General features: G+C 58.0%; 17 protein-coding genes. 7 read left to right on the top strand and 10 right to left on the bottom strand.

Annotated elements, in window-relative coordinates:
• Nucleotides 1-65: 65 nt before the first annotated feature.
• The 3 genes from prpC to AC4ANK_RS11230 all read right to left on the bottom strand — a co-directional run bounded on the left by prpC (nt 66) and on the right by AC4ANK_RS11230 (nt 3,088).
• Entirely contained in the window at nt 66-1,193 is a 1,128-nt protein-coding gene (prpC, locus tag AC4ANK_RS11240; RefSeq protein WP_002553033.1) for a bifunctional 2-methylcitrate synthase/citrate synthase, read from the bottom strand.
• A gap of 297 nt (nt 1,194-1,490) precedes the next feature.
• Nucleotides 1,491-2,384, bottom strand: coding sequence for a methylisocitrate lyase (prpB, locus tag AC4ANK_RS11235; protein WP_002553032.1), 894 nt, complete (start codon nt 2,382-2,384; stop codon nt 1,491-1,493).
• Complete coding sequence (locus tag AC4ANK_RS11230) at nt 2,381-3,088, bottom strand: GntR family transcriptional regulator (protein WP_002553031.1); 708 nt, start codon at nt 3,086-3,088, stop codon at nt 2,381-2,383. Before AC4ANK_RS11230 ends, prpB begins: the two co-directional genes overlap by 4 nt.
• Nucleotides 3,089-3,384: 296 nt before the next feature.
• Between AC4ANK_RS11230 and rloA the strand changes: the two genes are divergently transcribed.
• The 4 genes from rloA (at nt 3,385) to pabB (ending at nt 7,872) form a co-directional block, all read left to right on the top strand.
• The gene (rloA, locus tag AC4ANK_RS11225) at nt 3,385-3,936 is read left to right on the top strand and encodes a retropepsin-like aspartic peptidase RloA (RefSeq protein WP_002553030.1); all 552 of its coding nucleotides are present in this window, start codon (nt 3,385-3,387) and stop codon (nt 3,934-3,936) included.
• Between the two features lie 4 nt (nt 3,937-3,940).
• Nucleotides 3,941-5,476 carry an osmotic stress tolerance membrane protein RloB gene (gene rloB / locus AC4ANK_RS11220; RefSeq protein ID WP_002553029.1) on the top strand — a complete coding sequence of 512 codons (1,536 nt, stop codon included), beginning with the start codon at nt 3,941-3,943 and terminating at the stop codon, nt 5,474-5,476.
• Nucleotides 5,476-6,453, top strand: coding sequence for an alpha-L-glutamate ligase-like protein (locus AC4ANK_RS11215; RefSeq protein ID WP_161794680.1), 978 nt, complete (start codon nt 5,476-5,478; stop codon nt 6,451-6,453). Before rloB ends, AC4ANK_RS11215 begins: the two co-directional genes overlap by 1 nt.
• A gap of 75 nt (nt 6,454-6,528) precedes the next feature.
• Nucleotides 6,529-7,872 (top strand): aminodeoxychorismate synthase component I, encoded by a 1,344-nt coding sequence (pabB, locus tag AC4ANK_RS11210; RefSeq protein WP_002553027.1) that lies wholly within the window; start codon nt 6,529-6,531, stop codon nt 7,870-7,872.
• A gap of 118 nt (nt 7,873-7,990) precedes the next feature.
• On the opposite strand, the gene thrH is transcribed toward pabB, so the two are convergent.
• Entirely contained in the window at nt 7,991-8,608 is a 618-nt protein-coding gene (gene thrH / locus AC4ANK_RS11205; protein WP_002553026.1) for a bifunctional phosphoserine phosphatase/homoserine phosphotransferase ThrH, read from the bottom strand.
• A 139-nt stretch (nt 8,609-8,747) separates the two neighbouring features.
• On the opposite strand from thrH, the gene AC4ANK_RS11200 reads away from it, so the two are divergent.
• The gene (locus AC4ANK_RS11200; protein ID WP_002553025.1) at nt 8,748-9,482 is read left to right on the top strand and encodes a phosphoadenylyl-sulfate reductase; all 735 of its coding nucleotides are present in this window, start codon (nt 8,748-8,750) and stop codon (nt 9,480-9,482) included.
• Between the two features lie 91 nt (nt 9,483-9,573).
• Here AC4ANK_RS11200 and cysB read toward each other — a convergent pair whose 3' ends face one another.
• The 4 genes from cysB to AC4ANK_RS11180 form a co-directional block, all read right to left on the bottom strand.
• Nucleotides 9,574-10,548, bottom strand: a complete 975-nt coding sequence (gene cysB / locus AC4ANK_RS11195) for an HTH-type transcriptional regulator CysB (RefSeq protein ID WP_002553024.1) — start codon at nt 10,546-10,548, stop codon at nt 9,574-9,576.
• 159 nt (nt 10,549-10,707) lie between these two features.
• Nucleotides 10,708-11,196 (bottom strand): universal stress protein, encoded by a 489-nt coding sequence (locus AC4ANK_RS11190; RefSeq protein WP_002553023.1) that lies wholly within the window; start codon nt 11,194-11,196, stop codon nt 10,708-10,710.
• Nucleotides 11,197-11,272: 76 nt separating this feature from the next.
• Nucleotides 11,273-12,193 carry a 5'-nucleotidase gene (locus AC4ANK_RS11185; RefSeq protein WP_002553022.1) on the bottom strand — a complete coding sequence of 307 codons (921 nt, stop codon included), beginning with the start codon at nt 12,191-12,193 and terminating at the stop codon, nt 11,273-11,275.
• 3 nt (nt 12,194-12,196) lie between these two features.
• Complete coding sequence (locus AC4ANK_RS11180) at nt 12,197-13,168, bottom strand: putative 2-dehydropantoate 2-reductase (protein WP_002553021.1); 972 nt, start codon at nt 13,166-13,168, stop codon at nt 12,197-12,199.
• Between the two features lie 243 nt (nt 13,169-13,411).
• Here AC4ANK_RS11180 and AC4ANK_RS11175 point away from each other — a divergent pair, with 243 nt between their 5' ends.
• Nucleotides 13,412-14,488, top strand: a complete 1,077-nt coding sequence (locus AC4ANK_RS11175; protein ID WP_002553020.1) for a 3-deoxy-7-phosphoheptulonate synthase — start codon at nt 13,412-13,414, stop codon at nt 14,486-14,488.
• An 85-nt stretch (nt 14,489-14,573) separates the two neighbouring features.
• Here AC4ANK_RS11175 and AC4ANK_RS11170 read toward each other — a convergent pair whose 3' ends face one another.
• Nucleotides 14,574-14,861 (bottom strand): GNAT family N-acetyltransferase, encoded by a 288-nt coding sequence (locus AC4ANK_RS11170; RefSeq protein WP_002553019.1) that lies wholly within the window; start codon nt 14,859-14,861, stop codon nt 14,574-14,576.
• A gap of 475 nt (nt 14,862-15,336) precedes the next feature.
• On the opposite strand from AC4ANK_RS11170, the gene oprI reads away from it, so the two are divergent.
• On the top strand, nt 15,337-15,588 hold the full coding sequence (gene oprI, locus AC4ANK_RS11165; RefSeq protein ID WP_002553018.1) for an outer membrane lipoprotei OprI: 252 nt from the start codon (nt 15,337-15,339) through the stop codon (nt 15,586-15,588).
• A 183-nt stretch (nt 15,589-15,771) separates the two neighbouring features.
• Here oprI and AC4ANK_RS11160 read toward each other — a convergent pair.
• Nucleotides 15,772-17,123 (bottom strand): IS3 family transposase gene (locus AC4ANK_RS11160; RefSeq protein WP_095077641.1). Its coding sequence is split into 2 segments (ribosomal slippage): nt 15,772-16,664 and nt 16,664-17,123, totalling 1,353 coding nucleotides; the frame shifts between segments, so codons are not numbered across the junction.
• Nucleotides 17,124-18,276: the final 1,153 nt, after the last annotated feature.

Genomic DNA, 18,276 nt, shown 5'->3' with positions numbered 1-18,276 from the left:
GGACTCGATCACGGAATGTTCGGAATGCGGGTGGGGAACTCGTCAGCGGTTCCCCTGCCCCCTTTTCAGCGCTGTTCGATGGGCACGAAGCTGCGCTGTTCGACACCGGTGTACTCGGCGCTCGGACGGATGATGCGATTGTTGGCGCGCTGTTCGAAAACGTGGGCGGCCCAGCCGGTCAGGCGCGAGCAGACGAAGATCGGTGTGAACAGCTTGGTCGGGATTCCCATGAAGTGGTACGCCGAGGCATGGTAGAAGTCGGCGTTGGGGAATAGTTTCTTCTGCTCCCACATGACCTTGTCGATGGCCTCGGAAACCGGGAACAGCACCGTATCGCCCACTTCGTCAGCGAGTTTCTTCGACCAGCCCTTGATCACCTCGTTGCGCGGGTCGGACTCCTTGTAGATCGCATGGCCAAAGCCCATGATCTTTTCCTTGCGTTCCAGCATGCCCAGCGTGCCTTTGGTGGCCTCTTCAGACGAGGCGAAGCTCTGAATCATTTCCATCGCGGCCTCGTTGGCACCACCGTGCAGCGGGCCGCGCAATGTGCCGATGGCTGCCGTGACGCAGGAATACAGGTCCGACAGCGTCGACGCGCAGACGCGGGCGGTGAAGGTCGAGGCATTGAATTCGTGCTCGGCGTACAGAATCAGCGAGACGTCCATGACCTTGCGGTGCAGTTCGCTGGGCGCCTTGTCGAGCAACAGGTGCAGAAAATGCCCGCCGATGGAGTCTTCTGCGGAGGTGCAGTCGATACGCTTGCCGTCATGACTGAAGCGATACCAGTAGCACATGATCGCCGGGAACGCTGCGAGCAGACGGTCGGTTGAGTCGCGCTGCTGATCGAAGCTGCGCTCCGGCTCCAGGGTGCCGAGCATGGAGGCACCCGTGCGCATGACATCCATCGGGTGAGTGTCGGCGGGTATGCGTTCCAGCACTTCCTTCAAGGCCTGCGGCAGATCGCGCAGGCCCTTGAGTTTGTCCATATAGGCAGACAATTCGGCTTTATCAGGCAGTTCGCCGTACAGCAGCAGATAGGCAACTTCTTCAAAGCGAGCTTCGGCGGCCAGATCGCGCACATCATAGCCGCGATAGGTCAGCCCGGCACCGGCCATGCCCACCGTGGACAACGCCGTCTGCCCGGCCACCTGCCCGCGCAGTCCGGCACCACTCAATACTTTTGCTTCAGCCATGGTTCTCTCCAATTTTGTTTTTTTGATGTTGGACTGACTCTGGCTATCGTGCCAACGCCGGAGTGCTCATCGTTGTACACAAATCCGCTTTTGATTCTGGCCGAAGGCCGTGGGAGCGAACTTGTTCGCGAAAGGGCAGGTATGATCGCCAAAAATGTATAGCCTGAAACACCGTATTCGCGAACAAGTTCGCTCCCACGCCCTTCGGGCAGAAGCCTGAAGCCCTGATTAAGGGCTCCCCAATACTTTTTTATAGCGCTGAGCGCTGAAGCGTGGGAACGATAGTCAGATGTGCTTTTACCCTTTCTTCTGCGCAAACAGCGCGTCCAGTTTTTGCTCGAATGTGTGGTAGTCGATGGCGTCGTACAACTCCATGCGCGTCTGCATGCTGTCGACCACGTTCTTCTGGCTGCCATCGCGACGGATTGCGCCGTAGACATTTTCCGCAGCCTTGTTCATGGCACGAAAGGCAGAAAGCGGGTAAAGGACCAGCGACACGTCGGCCGCACGCAACTCATCGACGGTAAACAAGGGCGTAGCGCCGAATTCGGTGATATTGGCCAGGATCGGCACGCCTGCACGGTTGGCAAATTGCTTGTACATCGCCAGCTCGGTGATTGCCTCAGGAAACACCATATCCGCGCCCGCCTCGATACAGGCCGCAGCACGCTCAAGTGCCGACTCCAGCCCCTCGACCGCCAGTGCATCGGTGCGCGCCATGATCACGAAACTGTCGTCAGTGCGTGCATCTACAGCGGCTTTGATCCGGTCGACCATTTCCTGCTGCGAAACAATTTCCTTGTTCGGGCGATGCCCACAGCGCTTGGCACCCACCTGATCCTCAATATGAATCGCAGCAGCCCCGGCCTTGATCATCGAGCGCACGGTTCGCGCTACATTGAAAGCCGAGGAACCGAAACCGGTGTCGACATCCACCAGCAGTGGCAGGTCGCAGACATCGGTGATGCGGCGCACATCAATCAACACGTCTTCAAGACCGGTAATGCCCAGGTCCGGAATACCCAGTGAACCTGCTGCAACGCCGCCGCCAGAAAGGTAGATAGCCTTGAACCCGGCACGTTTTGCGAGCAGCGCGTGATTGGCATTGATTGCGCCGACCACTTGCAACGGCTGTTCACTGGCGACCGCATCGCGGAAACGCTGGCCGGGAGTACTGTTGTTGTGACTCATTGTTCACCTCGGTCGGGAGCCGCCTGAAAGTGGCGCTCGATGTTGCGTCTGGATGCACCGATATGGCGGCGCATCAACAATTCAGCCAGCTCACCGTCGCGATCAGCGATGGCATCGAGAATGCGGTGGTGTTCGGCAAAGGCCTGACGAGGCCGGTTGGGCGTTGTGGAATACTGGATGCGGTACATGCGCACCAGTTGGTACAGCTCGCCACACAGCATCTGGCTGAGGGTACGATTGCCGCTGCCCTGGATGATCCGGTAATGAAAATCGAAATCACCCTCCTGCTGGTAATAGCCGATGCCCGCCTGAAACGCAGCATCGCGCTCATGGGTGTCAAGGACGCCGCGCAATTCATCGATCTCGGCCTGGGTCATGCGCTCGGCGGCGAGGCGGCAGGCCATCCCTTCCAGAGACTCACGGATCTCATAAAGCTCGATCAGCTCGGCATGGCTGAGCGCGACGACCCGGGCGCCGACGTGCGGCACGCGCACCACCAGTCGCTGCCCTTCGAGCCGGTGAATGGCTTCACGTAACGGCCCGCGACTGATGCCGTAGGTGCGCGCCAGCTCCGGTTCGGAGATCTTGCTACCGGGGGCGATCTCGCCTTTCACAATAGCGGATTGAATGCGTCGGAAAACGTTCTCGGAGAGGGTTTCCGACTCATCAACGATTGCTACTGCCTTCTCGACCGCACCCAGCATTGTCGACACCTTTAGCCTTTTAAGACGCAAATCTAGCCATAAACCGCAAACCAGTCAAAGCAAAACAAAGGATTGTCGACAATATATCGAAAGGACGTCAAAGGCTCCTGCGAGAGAACCTGAACAGACATACAGGTTGATCACTGGCAGCGCCGAGGCTTCATGCTAGAATGCGCCGCGTCCGCACAGCACGCTCCGCACCGGAGCGGCGACTGCGAGCTGCCTGCCCTATCACCCTCAGGTCAACTCCATTTGCGCCCTGACCCTGAAGTTGTTCGCTCATCGCGCCAGGATTTATGAGACTGACTAGCCTGCCCACACTGCTCTACCTGCTGTTCTTTTCCGGCCTGCTGCTGCCCAGCGTCAGCCTGGCCGCCAACAAGACAGTCTATGGCCTCAACGAATACGCCAGCCTCATTGAAATCGACGTCGAGATTGCCGCCAAACTGGATACGGGGGCCAAGACCGCTTCACTGAGCGCCCGCGACATCAAGCATTTCAAACGCAATGGCGAAAGCTGGGTGCGCTTCTATATAGCCAGCGACAGCAAGCATGTACACCCCATAGAACGACCTCTGGCCCGGGTCAGCAAGATCAAGCGCCGCGCCGACGACGTTGACCCGAATGAAGAAAACAAATACTCGTCACGTCCGGTGATCAACCTCGATATCTGTATGGGTGAAGCTTTACGCACCATCGAAGTGAACTTGACTGACCGAAGTGCTTTCCAATATCCGCTTTTGATCGGCTCCGAAGCGTTGAAACGCTTCGATGCGCTGGTCGATCCAAGTCTTAAATATGCGGCAGGGAAGCCCGGCTGCGCTTCCGTCGCTCAAAACGCAGAGTAAACCCATGCGCTCTCTTACACTCCATCTGAAGATCCTGATCACTGCCCTTGTGACCCTGGGCATCGCGATCACGGCCTATCAGATACTGGCGCTCGGCATACCCGTCACCGAAGACGAAACCGATGACCTGTGGAATATCGACGCCAAAGTCGAATTCATCGCCAATCCAAAGGATTCGGTGAAGGTCCAGATGTTCGTGCCGCCACTGGCCCACGACTACATCAGCCTCAATGAAAGCTTCATCTCGAACAATTACGGCGTCAGCGTCAACCGCGCTGACGGCAACCGTAAGGTCACCTGGTCCGCCCGTCGCGCCACCGGCAACCAGACGCTTTACTACCGCCTGGTACTGACCAAGCGCTACAGCGGTGAGAAACCCAAGGTCAAAGGGCCGATCTTTCGCGACAGCATGACCGTCGAAGGCCCCGAAAAAATTGCAGCCGAGGCACTGCTGGCCCCCATTCGCCAGCACTCTGCGGACGTGGAAACCTTCATCACCGAGGCCATCAAACGCGTCAACAACCTGAATGACGATAACGTCAAGCTGCTGCTGGCCGGTGATAACTCGGCCTCCAACAAGGCCCGGGTCACCGAGCTGCTGCTGTCGATCGCCCACGTACCACTGGAAAAGGCCCACACCATTCGCCTGGATGCCGAGCAGCAGACGCCGGAACTCTGGTTGCGCAGCTTCAATGGCAAGGAATGGCTGTACTTCAACCCGGATACCGGTGAAGCCGGTCTGCCGGATGATCGCCTGTTGTGGTGGACCGGTGAAGACGCCCTGGTCAATGTCGAAGGGGGCAAGAAAGTGCAAGTCACGTTCAGCCTCAATAACAGTGAAATGAACGCCATGCGTCTCGCCAAACTGACCGATGCCAGCACCGACTCCGACTTCCTCGCCTATTCTCTCTACGGGCTGCCGCTGCAAACCCAGCAGACCTTCATGGTCATGGTCATGATCCCGATTGGCGTACTGGTCATCCTGATCCTGCGCAACCTGATCGGCCTGCAGACACTGGGCACTTTCACGCCGGTGCTGATTGCCCTGGCGTTCCGCGAAACCCAACTGGGCTTCGGCATTATTCTGTTTACGGTGATCACCGCCCTGGGCTTGTCATTGCGCTCGTACCTGGAGCACCTGAAATTGCAAATGCTGCCACGCCTGTCGGTTGTACTGACTTTCGTTGTGGTGCTGATTGCAGCCATCAGCCTGTTCAGCCACAAGCTGGGGCTCGAACGCGGGCTTTCGGTGGCGCTGTTCCCGATGGTGATCCTGACCATGACCATCGAACGCCTGTCGATTACCTGGGAAGAACGCGGCGGCAGCCACGCCATGAAAGTCGCGATCGGCACGCTGTTCGCGGCATCGTTGGCACACCTGATCATGAGCGTGCCGGAACTGACCTATTTCGTTTTCACCTTCCCGGCAGTGCTGTTGATACTGGTCGGCTTCATGCTGGCGATGGGTAGATACCGTGGCTATCGCCTGACCGAACTGATGCGCTTCAAGGCTTTTCTGAAAGAGGAAAAGACTAAATGATCGGCTGGTGGAAGACCTGGAAGGCGCTTGAGGCCCGCGGCATCATGGGCATCAATCGGCGTAACGCCGACTATGTGCTCAAGTACAACAAGCGCAGCCTTTATCCGGTCGTCGATGACAAGATCATCACCAAGGAGCGGGCCATCGCGGCAGGCATTCACGTGCCGGAAATGTACGGAGTGATTTCCACGGAAAAGGAAATCGACCGGCTTGACGATATCATCGGCGCGCACAGCGACTTCGTGATCAAGCCCGCCCAGGGCGCAGGCGGCGACGGCATTCTGGTCATCGCCGACCGTTTCGAAGAGCGTTTTCGCACCGTCTCGGGACGCATCATCAGCCACGCGGAAATCGAGCATCAGGTGTCCAGCATCCTCACGGGCCTTTATTCGCTGGGCGGCCACCGTGACCGGGCGCTGATCGAATACCGGGTTGTTCCGGACCCGATCTTCAAAAGCATCAGTTATGAGGGGGTGCCGGACATCCGCGTCATCGTGCTGATGGGCTATCCGGTGATGGCGATGCTGCGCCTCCCGACCCGTCAGTCAGGTGGCAAGGCCAACCTGCATCAGGGCGCGATTGGCGTCGGTGTGGACCTGGCCACCGGCGTCACCCTGCAAGGCACCTGGCTGAACAACATCATCAGCAAGCACCCGGACACCACCCATTCGGTAGACGGCGTGCAACTGCCCAACTGGGACGGTTTCATGAAGCTTGCCGCCGAGTGTTACGAGCTGTGTGGTCTGGGCTACATCGGTGTCGATATGGTGCTGGACCAGGACAAGGGCCCGCTGATTCTGGAACTCAATGCCCGTCCCGGCCTGAACATTCAGATCGCCAATGACAGTGGCCTGACCCATCGCACTCAGGCCGTCGAGGCGCGTCTGGAACAACTGGCTCTCGAAGGACGCCAGGAATCTGCGCAGGAGCGGGTCAGCTTTGTCCAGGAACTGTTCGGCCACGTGCCCGGCATCTGAACGGACATACCGCTAGGACTGCCGCATCGGCAAGGCTACAATCGACAGCCGCGTTTCCAAGACCGATATTCGACGATGCCGATCTGTTCGATACACCCCCTGCCCTACAGCGCCGACCCGATCGCGTTCTTTGCGCGAATCCGCGAAGCGCCGGGCGCGGTGCTGCTCGACAGCGGCAGGCCGACCGCCGAGCGCGGCCGATATGACCTGCTCAGTGCATGGCCGCTGCAGGAACTGACCGTTGCCGATGACGAGAATGGGGCCACCTATCTCCAGCGGTTGCGCGACAGTCTCAAAGCGCTCGGCACAGCGCAATTGCCTGACGGGTGCGAACTGCCCTTCGCTGGCGGCCTGATCGGTTATCTGAGCTATGAGTTTGGTCGACGCCTGGAACCGCTACCGGATCAGGCCGTCGACGACCTGCAACTGCCCGAAGCGCGCCTGGGGCTCTACGCCTGGGCGCTGATCAGTGATCATCAGGAGCAGACCAGTCAGCTGATTTTTCACCCGTCCCTGCACGCAAACGAGCGCAAACGGCTGATTGATCTGTTCTCTGTCTATATCCCTGAGCCGCACACGGAGTTCCGCCTCAGCCAGCCGTTTCAGGCCAGCATCAGCGCGGATCACTATCGACAGGCTTTCGAACGTATTCAGGCCTACATCCAGGCGGGTGACTGTTATCAGGTCAACTTCGCGCAACGCTTTCAGGCGCAGTGTACGGGCGACCCGTGGGCCGCTTATTGTGCACTGCGAGCGGCTTGCCCGACGCCGTTCGCCGGTTACCTGAGCCTGCCGGGGCACGATGCAATCCTGAGCCTATCTCCGGAACGCTTCGTGCGGGTCAGCGCCAGACAGGTCGAAACCCGCCCCATCAAAGGCACGCGGCCGCGCAGCCCGGACGCCACAGAGGATGCCGCGTTCGCCAACGAGCTGTTGGCCAGCGAGAAAGACCGCGCTGAAAACCTGATGATTGTCGACCTGCTGCGCAATGACCTGGGCCGCAGCTGTAAAATCGGTTCGGTAAAGGTCCCTGAGCTGTTCAGCCTGGAAAGCTACCCCAATGTGCATCATCTGGTGAGCAGCGTGACCGGGGAGCTGGCCGCTGGCAACGATGCACTGGACCTGATTGCGGGCAGCTTCCCTGGCGGCTCCATAACCGGCGCGCCGAAGATCCGCGCCATGCAGATCATTGACGAACTGGAACCGACCCGACGCAGCCTGTATTGCGGCTCGTTGATGTACCTGGACGTACGCGGCGAAATGGACAGTTCAATCGCCATCCGCAGCCTGCTGGTCAAGGATGGGCGCATTTCCTGTTGGGGCGGCGGCGGCATTGTGGCGGACTCGAGCTGCGAGGCTGAATATCAGGAAACCTTCACCAAGGTCCGCGTGCTGCTGAAAACGCTTGAGGCGCTCTGAGATCCTGCGCGATACGCCTACCTCGCTCCGACTATCGTGCCAATGCTCCGCGTTGGCATGCCTTTCTGGACGCTCCGCGTCCGATCTTGCGCAGGAGCCAGAAGTGTAAGCCCTGCGTCTAGAGCGCCAGATCCCGATTCGACGCCTTGATGAACTCTTTTTTCAGCTCATCAAAGGTATGCACCGCCGGAAACTGCGGAAACTCGCGGATCACGTTGTCGGGGGCATGAAACAGGATACCGGCATCGGCCTCGCCCAGCATGGTGGTGTCGTTGTAGGAGTCGCCTGCCGCAATGATCCGGTAGTACAGGCTTTTGAACGCCAGTACCGACTGACGCTTGGGATCTTTCTGACGCAACTGGTAACTGACGACACGGCCGGTTTCATCGGTGATCAGGCGATGACATAGCAGGGTCGGAAACCCCAATTGGCGCATCAGCGGCTGCGAGAACTCGTAAAAGGTGTCGGACAGAATCACTACTTGAAAACGCTCGCGCAACCAGTTGACGAACTCCACTGCACCTTCCAGCGGCTTGAGGGTGGCGATCACTTCCTGAATGTCCGACAGTTTCAGACCGTGCTCATCGAGAATACGCAGGCGCTGATTCATCAGGACGTCGTAGTCGGGAATGTCCCGAGTGGTTGCGCGCAGTGATTCGATACCGGTTTTTTCGGCAAAGGCGATCCATATTTCCGGGACAAGCACACCTTCCAGGTCCAGACAGGCAATTTCCACAGCGCACTCCTCAAGGCTTTGACTATCAACGCAGGCAGCACTCTAGCCTCTGGTAACGGCCACTGAACAGCGGATTTTGTTACCATTGCCGCCATCACGAGCGCTTAAGCGCCACTCTTGCATTTTAGGAAGCCGCCTGATGAGCCAACCTTTCGACGTCGCTGAACTGGCGACGACCTATGCGAACAAGTCTGCCCAAGACATTCTGAAACTGGCCTTCGAACACTTCGGTGATGAACTATGGATCTCCTTCAGCGGCGCCGAAGACGTCGTGCTGGTAGACATGGCCTGGAAACTGAACAAAAACGTCAAGGTCTTCAGTCTCGACACCGGGCGCCTGCACCCGGAAACCTATCGCTTCATTGAACAGGTCCGTGACCACTACAAGATCGAGATCGAAATCATCTCGCCGGACCAGAGCAAGCTCGAACCCTTCGTCAAGGAAAAAGGCCTGTTCAGCTTTTACCGGGATGGTCATGGTGAATGCTGCGGCGTCCGCAAGATCGAGCCGCTGCGCCGCAAACTGTCTGGCGTCACAGCCTGGGCCACCGGCCAGCGCCGCGACCAGAGCCCTGGCACACGCAGCGCCGTTGCCGCACTGGAAATCGACAGCGCGTTCTCGACCGCCGAGCGCACCCTGTACAAATTCAACCCGTTGGCGCAGATGAGCAGCGAAGAAATCTGGGGCTACATCCGGATGCTGGAACTGCCCTACAACAGCCTGCACGAGCGTGGTTTCATCAGCATCGGCTGCGAACCCTGTACCCGCCCGGTATTGCCGAACCAGCACGAACGCGAAGGTCGCTGGTGGTGGGAAGAAGCCACGCAGAAGGAATGCGGGCTGCATGCAGGCAACCTGATAGCGCGCAACTGACGTTGCGAGCGGCAAGCCTCAAGCTGCGAGCCTCAAGTCAGAGCGCGTAAGGCTCTGGCTCCGGCTTGTAGCCAAAAGCTTGCCGCTGCTACTAGTGCACCGGCAGTTCGACGTTGGCAAACAGCTCTTCCATTTCCTGTTTGTTGTGGCACTGAATCGCCTTGGCCATGACTTCGCGGGTCAGGTGCGGGGCGAACTTTTCGATGAAATCGCACATAAAGCCACGCAGGAAGGTGCCGCGACGGAAAGCGATCTTGGTCACGCTGGACTCGAACAGGTCGCTGGCGTCCAGGACCACCAGATCGCTGTCGACCTCTTCGTCTACCGCCATCCTTGCAACAATGCCCACGCCCAGATTCAGTCTGACGTAGGTCTTGATCACGTCAGCATCCGCAGCCGTAAACACGACCTTGGGCACCAGTCCCCGATGACTGAACGCTTCATCGAGCTTGGAGCGGCCGGTAAAACCGAATACGTAAGTCACAATCGGGTACTCGGCCAGCAGCTCCAGGGTGAGCTTGGGCACCTTGGTCAACGGGTGGCCCTGTGGCACAACGACGCAACGGTTCCAGCGGTAGCACGGCATCATTACCAGATCGCTGAACTGCTCAAGCGCTTCGGTGGCAATAGCGAAATCGACCGTCCCGTCAGCGGCCATTTCGGCGATCTGCATTGGCGAGCCCTGATGCATGTGCAGGGCCACGTCAGGGTACTGCTTGATAAAATTACTGATAACCGACGGCAACGCATAACGCGCTTGGGTGTGAGTGGTTGCGATCGACAGTGTGCCCTTCTTCTCGTTGGAGAACTCCTGGGCAATCTGCTTGATGCTTTCGACCTTGCGCAGAATTTCGCCTGCGGTGGTGATAATCCGCTCGCCTGCGGGTGTCACACGCGTCAGGTGCTTGCCGCTACGGGCGAAAACCTCGACGCCCAGCTCGTCTTCAAGCAGACGAATCTGCTTGCTGATGCCGGGCTGGGAGGTGTAAAGGCTCTGGGCCGTCGCAGAAACGTTGAGGTCGTGGTGCGCCACTTCCCAAATGTAGCGCAGTTGTTGGAGCTTCATATGTATCCCTCAAAGCAGATAAACCCTATGGGTATCAGCGACGGTATATAACTGGATTAATGGTGAGACGAATAATTCTAGAACTTTTTATCACCTTTGTAAGGTGATCGCACGCTCGATTTCACTAAAACCACCAATTGAACCTTCCTCTCCCTACCCTCACTCCTTTTTCAACATCATCGGAACCATGTAGACCGGCACGTCGGAAAATTGCAGGACCCGGGCAGCCGTCCGGCCTATCGAGGTGCCCTCTTCTATCCTGCGACTGTGACTGCCCACCACCAGCAAATCCACCTCCAGCTTGTGCGCCTGCTCGATAATCACACTGGCAGGCTCTCCCTGAACGACACGCACCGTACGAATCAGGGAGAGGTCCGCGTGGCCGTCTCCCAGTTCTTCACGAAACCCGTCGAGCATTCGTTGCTCTATGGCGTCCAGAAACGTATTGACCCCCTTGCCGCGAAGCTCTTTCAAGGCCTCCTCGCCCAGATGGCTCTGCAGTACCGACTCGGCGAACAGGCCCATCGGCTCAACGACATGGATTACATACAGCCCTGCGTTGAACGTTCGAGCCAGCGCCAGCGCGTGCTGCGTTACATAAGGCGCGTACAGACCAAGGTCTGTGGCATACAGCATCGAACGAACCATACAACCTCCCGAACAACCGGAATGGCGGAGATTGACTCAGCGTAGCAGCGCATCATCGGCTGCGACGACAGACTTCTCAGCTGCCGTCGGCAAGCGGCGTTAATTCATTGCTGATGCCATGCGGAACATGTCCGGTTGCCACCACTTCACGCGCCTTTTCGCAGTGACCGGGCTGATCGTCGAAAAACACATCGGCGGCAAATGCCTCAAGAAAAGCCGACTTCTGCAAGCCGCCGAGAAACAACGACTCGTCGAGACGAATGTCCCATTCGCGCAAGGTGCGGATCACCCGTTCATGTGCGGGTGCAGAGCGGGCCGTGACCAGCGCGGTACGAATCGGGCAGCTCGCGTCGGGAAACTCGCGCTGCAATTGGTAGAGCGCGGCGAGAAACGGCTTGAAGGGGCCGCCACGCAACGGCTCGCGCGCCGACTCACGCTCGCTGGCCTGAAAGGCAGCCAGGCCGTCGCTCTGGTAAACCCGCTCCGATTCGTCGGAAAACAACACGGCGTCACCGTCGAACGCGATACGCAGCTCGGCGCTGGCTGCACGTCGCGCACCGCCTGAAAGGATGGTCGCCGCAGCAAAACCGGCATCCAGTGCGCTGCGCACATCCTCGGCGTGGGTCGACAAAAACAGATGGCAGCCAAACGCCGCCAGATAAGGATAAGGACTGCGTCCGCCTGCAAAGGCAGCACGACTGATGTCCAGGCCGTAATGCTGGATCGAGTTGAAGACCCGCAAGCCGGTATCGGCGCTGTTGCGCGACACCAGCACCACTTCCACGCGCGCCTTGTCCAGGCTGGCATTGAGGCTCAGAAGTTTTTCAACCAACGGGAAAGCGTCGCCCTGTTCGAGAATCTCATCCTCGTGCTCAATCTGATACTTGCGGTAGGCCTCCACGCCGTCGGCCATATACACCTCGTGGCTGTCGCGAAGATCGAACAGCGCCCGCGATGAAATCGCCAGGACCAGCTTATGGCCATCAGCCTCTTTCATGAATCATTCCTCGTTTGCCGAGCGGTTGGCACGGTCAATAAATGCCAGTGCCTGATAAAGCGCCCGCACGCGGGGCATGTCAAACCCTGCGGCAAGCGCGGCTGCGAGGGGCCGGGCGTAAATGGCTTCAAGCTCCAGTGGCCGCTTCTCGACCAGGTCGTGATACATGCTGGGCCTGTAGTCCGGCATGCTCTGGGTCACGGTAAACAGATGCTGCGCGAACCCCGGCGGCAAGGCATGACCACAGGCCTGGGCACCCTGCACCACTTCATCCATCAGCGCCTGGATCAATGCCTGACTGTCAGGGTCGGTCATCAATTGGCTGGTACTGGTATGCAACAAAGCCGACAGACCGTTGTAGGGCACATTCCAGACCAGCTTCTGCCAGCGGGCCTGCTGCAGATTAGCCATGACAGGGGCGTCGATGCCGGCCGTCTTGAACAGCGCCGCGCAGGCTTCGACGACCGCCATGCGGCTCGCTTCGTCGCCTGCCGGGCCGCTGTGATAGCCGATACTGACCGCGCCGAAGGCTTCATGAGCGACGACGCCGGGCGCAACCCGGTTGACGCAGACGAAACATAGCCCGCCCAATATATGCAGGCTGTCGGGCAGCACGCTGCGCAACTGATCTTCGACGGCCAGACCGTTCTGCAGCAGCAACACTTTGGCGTCCGGCGCAGCAGCCTGGCTGATGATCGGACCCAGCGCGGCGTTGCCGGTGCTCTTGGTGCCAACCAGCAACCAGTCGCAAGGCGGCATGTCAGCCGCCGAGCGATAGGCTTGAACGGGCTTGAGATGCAAGTCGCCATGCACGGCACTATTGACCTGCAACCCCTCGCGCGCCACCGCCTCAAACTCGCTGCGCAGCAGAAAATGCACGTCGTATCCGGCACGCGCCAGCATCAGCCCGTAAAAGCCGCCGATGGCACCGGTACCTATAACGCCGACACGCGGACGACGGGAATCAACACTCATGACCTCTCCCTTGGCTGTCAGGTTATTTCGGGCCATACACTATCCGTCGCAGCGGATTGTCTTGCAATACAGCAGCGCGGCCCGGCGGGCAGTTACCCGTAACCTGCCCGATACCTCGTTTACTTATTGTCGAACAGCGCGATAACGCGCTAAGGTTCGGCTCCCCGCTGCGCTCAAACCTGCTGGGCACCGCCGCACGGGGTACCGTTGGCGGCCAGTACCCGCGACCTGATGAGTAACACGATGGCTGATTTACCGATTGACGACCTTAACGTTGCCTCCAACGAGACTCTGATCACCCCGGATCAGCTCAAGCGCGACATCCCACTGACCGACGCCGCCCTGCACACCGTCAGCCAGGGCCGCGAGGTGATTCGCAACATCCTCGATGGCAATGATCACCGCCTGTTCATCGTGATCGGCCCCTGCTCGATCCACGACCTGAAGGCAGCCAAGGAATACGCCGAGCGCCTCAAGGCATTGGCGGCAGAAGTGTCCGACACGCTGTATCTGGTCATGCGCGTCTATTTCGAGAAGCCACGTACTACCGTGGGCTGGAAAGGCCTGATCAACGACCCATACCTGGATGACTCGTTCAAGATCCAGGATGGCCTGCACATCGGTCGCCAGTTGCTGCTGGACCTGGCTGAAATGGGCTTGCCAACCGCCACCGAAGCACTGGACCCGATCTCCCCGCAATATCTGCAGGACCTGATCAGCTGGTCGGCCATTGGCGCGCGCACCACCGAATCCCAGACTCACCGCGAGATGGCTTCCGGCCTGTCGTCGGCAGTCGGCTTCAAGAACGGCACCGACGGCGGTCTGACCGTTGCCATCAACGCCTTGCAATCGGTCTCGAGCCCGCACCGCTTCCTCGGTATCAATCAGGAAGGTGGCGTATCGATCGTGACCACCAAGGGCAATGCCTACGGCCATGTCGTACTGCGCGGCGGCAATGGCAAGCCCAACTATGATTCGGTCAGCGTCGCGCTGTGCGAACAGGCCCTTGACAAGTCCGGCATTCGCCCGAACATCATGGTCGACTGCAGCCACGCCAACTCCAACAAGGACCCGGCCCTGCAGCCGCTGGTGATGGAAAACGTCGCCAACCAGATTCTGGAAGGCAACGAATCGATCATCGGCCTGATGGTCGAGAGTCATTTGAACTGGGGCTGTCAGGCGATTCCGAAGGACCTGTCGGAATTGCAGTACGGCGTATCCATTACCGATGCCTGCATCGATTGGGAAAGCACTGAAAAAACCCTGCGCAGCATGCACGCGAAACTCAAGACTGTACTGCCCGCTCGCAAGCGCAAGTAACTGCCTGACCGATTAACCTGCAATAACGAAAACGCCGAGCATATGCTCGGCGTTTTTCATGCTGACGGTCAGTAAACTCGATGTATCAGAGCTTGGCCGCCTGGGACTGCAGGTCATGCAGTTCCATGTATCGCTCGACGTAAGAGCAGGACGGTATGACGGAGTAGCCCATGCTGCCTGCATAGTCCAGGGCCTCCTTGGTCAGGGCGGCGGCTATACCGCGTCCACGCAAGGCATCGGGCACAAAGGTCCGGTAGAAATCCAGCGTCTGCTTGCCGAGATCCATGTACGTCAGGTAGGCACGGTGGCCGTCGATAATGATTTCGAAATGGTGGCCGACTTCGTCATGGTGGATGGACAACGCCTCGCTCATCGCTACTCCTCGCGGGTCTTGGAATTTGACCCCTACCTTACCGGTCTTTTTCAGGCGAAGGAACATCTACGCCGCCCAGTGTCTGTTTTCGACACCGGATAAGAACATTGCCGATCTCGACGTACATCACATTCAGATAGTAGGCACCATTGCCGGATATCCTCAAGCGCAGTCGGATTAAAAACGCCTGGAAATGCCCATGCACCGACCGACAGTCAGACATCCAAGGTTTTTGCAGATGTTCAAGCGAGTCCTGAGGAACCGCCGATACGGGCGGGGGGGTCCAGTGAAAGTGGATAGTTTTTGTACAGAACGCTTGAGAAGTAACGCGGAACACTTTCAAAGCAGGGAATTTTAGCAGCTTCTTGCGCTGGGTCCGTTTACTTACTACAAACAATGGGTACTATGTACGCCGGTCGTTTTCTCATTTTCGAGAGATGACTAATTTGAACAAAATTCCTTGAAGGTGAACACGATGAACAACGTTCTGAAATTCTCTGCTCTGGCTCTGGCCGCAGTTCTGGCTACCGGTTGCAGCAGCGTATCCAAAGAAACCGAAGCTCGTCTGACAGCTACCGAAGACGCAGCAGCTCGTTCGCAAGCACGTGCCGACGAAGCCTACCGCAAGGCTGACGAAGCTCTGGCTGCTGCTCAAAAAGCTCAGCAAACTGCTGACGAAGCCAACGAGCGCGCTCTGCGCATGCTGGACAAAGCTAGCCGCAAGTAATAATCCACCGGGATTATTGAAAGCCGATCCGGCAACGGGTCGGCTTTTTTTATGCCTGTTATCTGACTGGGTGATGGCTTACAGATTGGCACGATAGTGAGGTTCGACTCAGGCTACCTTTGTTATCCCAGACACCTCTCGTTCCTCACGCTCCGTGAACTGCCCCCCAAAAGTTGGACGGTTTTAGCTTGCCGCCTGAGCCCTGTATTTTACGGGGCTTTGGCCGTTGAGCTTCAGCTTGATGCGGTCATGGTTGTAGTAGTGGATGTACTCATCCAGACCTGCTTTCAACTCATCGATGCTTTCAAACTGTTTCAGGTAGAAAAACTCGGATTTCAGTGTACCGAAAAAGCTTTCCATTGCCGCATTGTCCAGGCAGTTGCCCTTACGGGACATGCTTTGTTTGACGCCTCGTACCGATAGCTTATGGCGATACTGCGCGTGTTGATACTGCCAGCCCTGGTCCGAGTGCATCACAAGCTTCGGCTCGTCCTGCAACTGCTGAAGCGCCTTGTCCAGCATGCTGGTGACCAGCTCAAAGCTCGGCCTTGTCGACACTTCATACGCCACGATTTCACCGTTGTACAAGTCCATCACGGGTGAGAGATACAGCTTTCGATTGCCTACCTTGAACTCAGTCACATCGGTCACCCACTTCTGGTTCGGGCGTTGCGCGCTGAAATTGCGCTCCAGCAAATTCGGCGCAATGGTTCCGATTACGCCCTTATAGGAGCGGTATTTTTTGGGGCGCACCACTGATCGCAGGCCCAGTTCTGCCATCAGTCGTTCTACAACCTTCTTGTTGACCAAAATACCTGCAGTGCGAATGACCGCCGTGATACGCCGAGCGCCATAAAGGCCTTTCTCCTCGTGGTAAATGCTTTCGACTAACTGTTTCAAAGCAGCATAGGGATCGGGTCTGGATTGCACCTGAACCTGATAGTAAAACGTGCTGCGTGCCAAGCCCGCCAGCCTCAGCAGAGCGCAAAGCGGGAACCGGCCCCTCAGTTGCTTGATGCTCAGGGCTTTTTCGGTTGCCGTCGTTTCTGCTCCTTCAGCTCTTCCAACTTTTTTAGGTAAGCGTTCTCCATGCGCAGATATTCAAGCTCGCTCATCAACTGGTCGCGCGTCTTCTGCGTATCGTCGGCGGTTACTGGTTTGGCGGGATAAGGCTTCTTTGGCATGGCGACAGGCTTTCTTCTGGCAGGAACATACGGGGCTGTACCGCTACTGTAATGCCGCTTTTCCCAAATGACTATTTGGCCGGGATCCCCGATACCAAAATGCGCAGCGGCCTGACGGAGCGATAGCTTGTGTTCACGCCTGTGCTCAAGCACTGAGCGCTTGAAAGCTTCGCTGTATCGAAGACCAGGCTTGCGATGGCCGGTGTGACCATGACTCTTGTAGTTAGCGACCCAGCGTCGAAGCAGGCTGAAATCGATCGAGAACTGGCGGGCTACCATACGAAAGCCCATGTTGTCTTCAAGATACGCTTTGACGACAGTGAGCTTGAACTGCTCTGAATACTTACCCATTTGAACACCCCCGTGAGGTCGGATTGGTGTCCAACTTCTTGGGGGCAGTTCACCGCGTGGGAATGCAGTTCGTGACGCTCCGCGTCACACAGCGGTTCTGCGACGTCAGGTGGATCGGGGTTCGACTCAGATCACCTTTGTTATCCCAAACGCCTCTCGTTCCTAACGCTCCGCGTGGGAATGCAGTTCGTGACGCTCTGCGTCACACGGCGGTTCTGCGACGTCAGGTGGATAGGGGTTCGACTCAGGTCACCTTTGTTATCCCAGACGCCGCTCGTTCCTCACGCTCCGCGTGGGAATGCAGTTCGTGACGCTCCGCGTCACACAGCGGTTCTGTGATGTCAGGTGCATCGGGGTTCGACTCAGGTCACCTTTGTTATCCCAGACGCCTCTCGTTCCTCACGCTCCGCGTGGGAATGCAGTCGTGACGCTCGCGTCACACAGCGGTTCTGTGATGTCAGGTGAACTGGTGTTCGACTCAGGTCACCTTTGTTATCCCAGACGCCTCTCGTTCCTCACGCTCCGCGTGGGAATGCAGTTCGTGACGCTCCACGTCACACAGCGGTTCTGCGATGTCAGGTGAACTGGTGTTCGACTCAGGTCACCTTTGTTATCCCGGACGCCGCTCGTTCCTCACGCTCCGCGTGGGAATGCAGTTCTTGACGCTCCGCGTCACAAAGCGGTTCTGCGATGTCAGGTGAACTGGTGTTCGACTCAGGTCACCTTTGTTATCCCGGACGCCGCTCGTTCCTCACGCTCCGCGTGGGAATGCAGTTCTTGACGCTCCGCGTCACACAGCGGTTCTGCGATGTCAGGTGAACTGGTGTTCGACTCAGGTCACCTTTGTTATCCCGGACGCCGCTCGTTCCTCACGCTCCGCGTGGGAATGCAGTTCTTGACGCTCCGCGTCACACAGCGGTTCTGCGATGTCAGGTGAACTGGTGTTCGACTCAGGTCACCTTTGTTATCCCAGACGCCGCTCGTTCCTCACGCTCCGCGTGGGAATGCAGTTCTTGACGCTCCGCGTCACAAAGCGGTTCTGTGGTTTCAGGTGGATTGACGTTCGACTCAGGTCACCTTTTCGCCCCTCGGCGACTCACTTTGAGGGACCAAAGTGAGCAAAGTCCTTCGCTCCTGTTTCCGGCCCGACTTC

This window comes from Pseudomonas sp. Pmew2, from assembly GCF_058129885.1.
The sequence above is the reverse complement of the archived record's forward strand: the minus strand, read 5'-3'. Positions and strand labels throughout refer to the sequence as shown.

Coding starts and splice junctions, on each gene's coding strand:
- AC4ANK_RS11180 (WP_002553021.1), bottom strand. CDS start 13,168: ATGAGTGTTGATTCCCGTCGTCCGCGTGTCGGCGTTATAGGTACCGGT.
- cysB (WP_002553024.1), bottom strand. CDS start 10,548: ATGAAGCTCCAACAACTGCGCTACATTTGGGAAGTGGCGCACCACGAC.
- AC4ANK_RS11185 (WP_002553022.1), bottom strand. CDS start 12,193: ATGAAAGAGGCTGATGGCCATAAGCTGGTCCTGGCGATTTCATCGCGG.
- AC4ANK_RS11200 (WP_002553025.1), top strand. CDS start 8,748: ATGAGCCAACCTTTCGACGTCGCTGAACTGGCGACGACCTATGCGAAC.
- oprI (WP_002553018.1), top strand. CDS start 15,337: ATGAACAACGTTCTGAAATTCTCTGCTCTGGCTCTGGCCGCAGTTCTG.
- pabB (WP_002553027.1), top strand. CDS start 6,529: ATGCCGATCTGTTCGATACACCCCCTGCCCTACAGCGCCGACCCGATC.
- AC4ANK_RS11230 (WP_002553031.1), bottom strand. CDS start 3,088: ATGCTGGGTGCGGTCGAGAAGGCAGTAGCAATCGTTGATGAGTCGGAA.
- rloB (WP_002553029.1), top strand. CDS start 3,941: ATGCGCTCTCTTACACTCCATCTGAAGATCCTGATCACTGCCCTTGTG.
- AC4ANK_RS11175 (WP_002553020.1), top strand. CDS start 13,412: ATGGCTGATTTACCGATTGACGACCTTAACGTTGCCTCCAACGAGACT.
- rloA (WP_002553030.1), top strand. CDS start 3,385: ATGAGACTGACTAGCCTGCCCACACTGCTCTACCTGCTGTTCTTTTCC.
- prpC (WP_002553033.1), bottom strand. CDS start 1,193: ATGGCTGAAGCAAAAGTATTGAGTGGTGCCGGACTGCGCGGGCAGGTG.
- prpB (WP_002553032.1), bottom strand. CDS start 2,384: ATGAGTCACAACAACAGTACTCCCGGCCAGCGTTTCCGCGATGCGGTC.
- AC4ANK_RS11190 (WP_002553023.1), bottom strand. CDS start 11,196: ATGGTTCGTTCGATGCTGTATGCCACAGACCTTGGTCTGTACGCGCCT.
- AC4ANK_RS11170 (WP_002553019.1), bottom strand. CDS start 14,861: ATGAGCGAGGCGTTGTCCATCCACCATGACGAAGTCGGCCACCATTTC.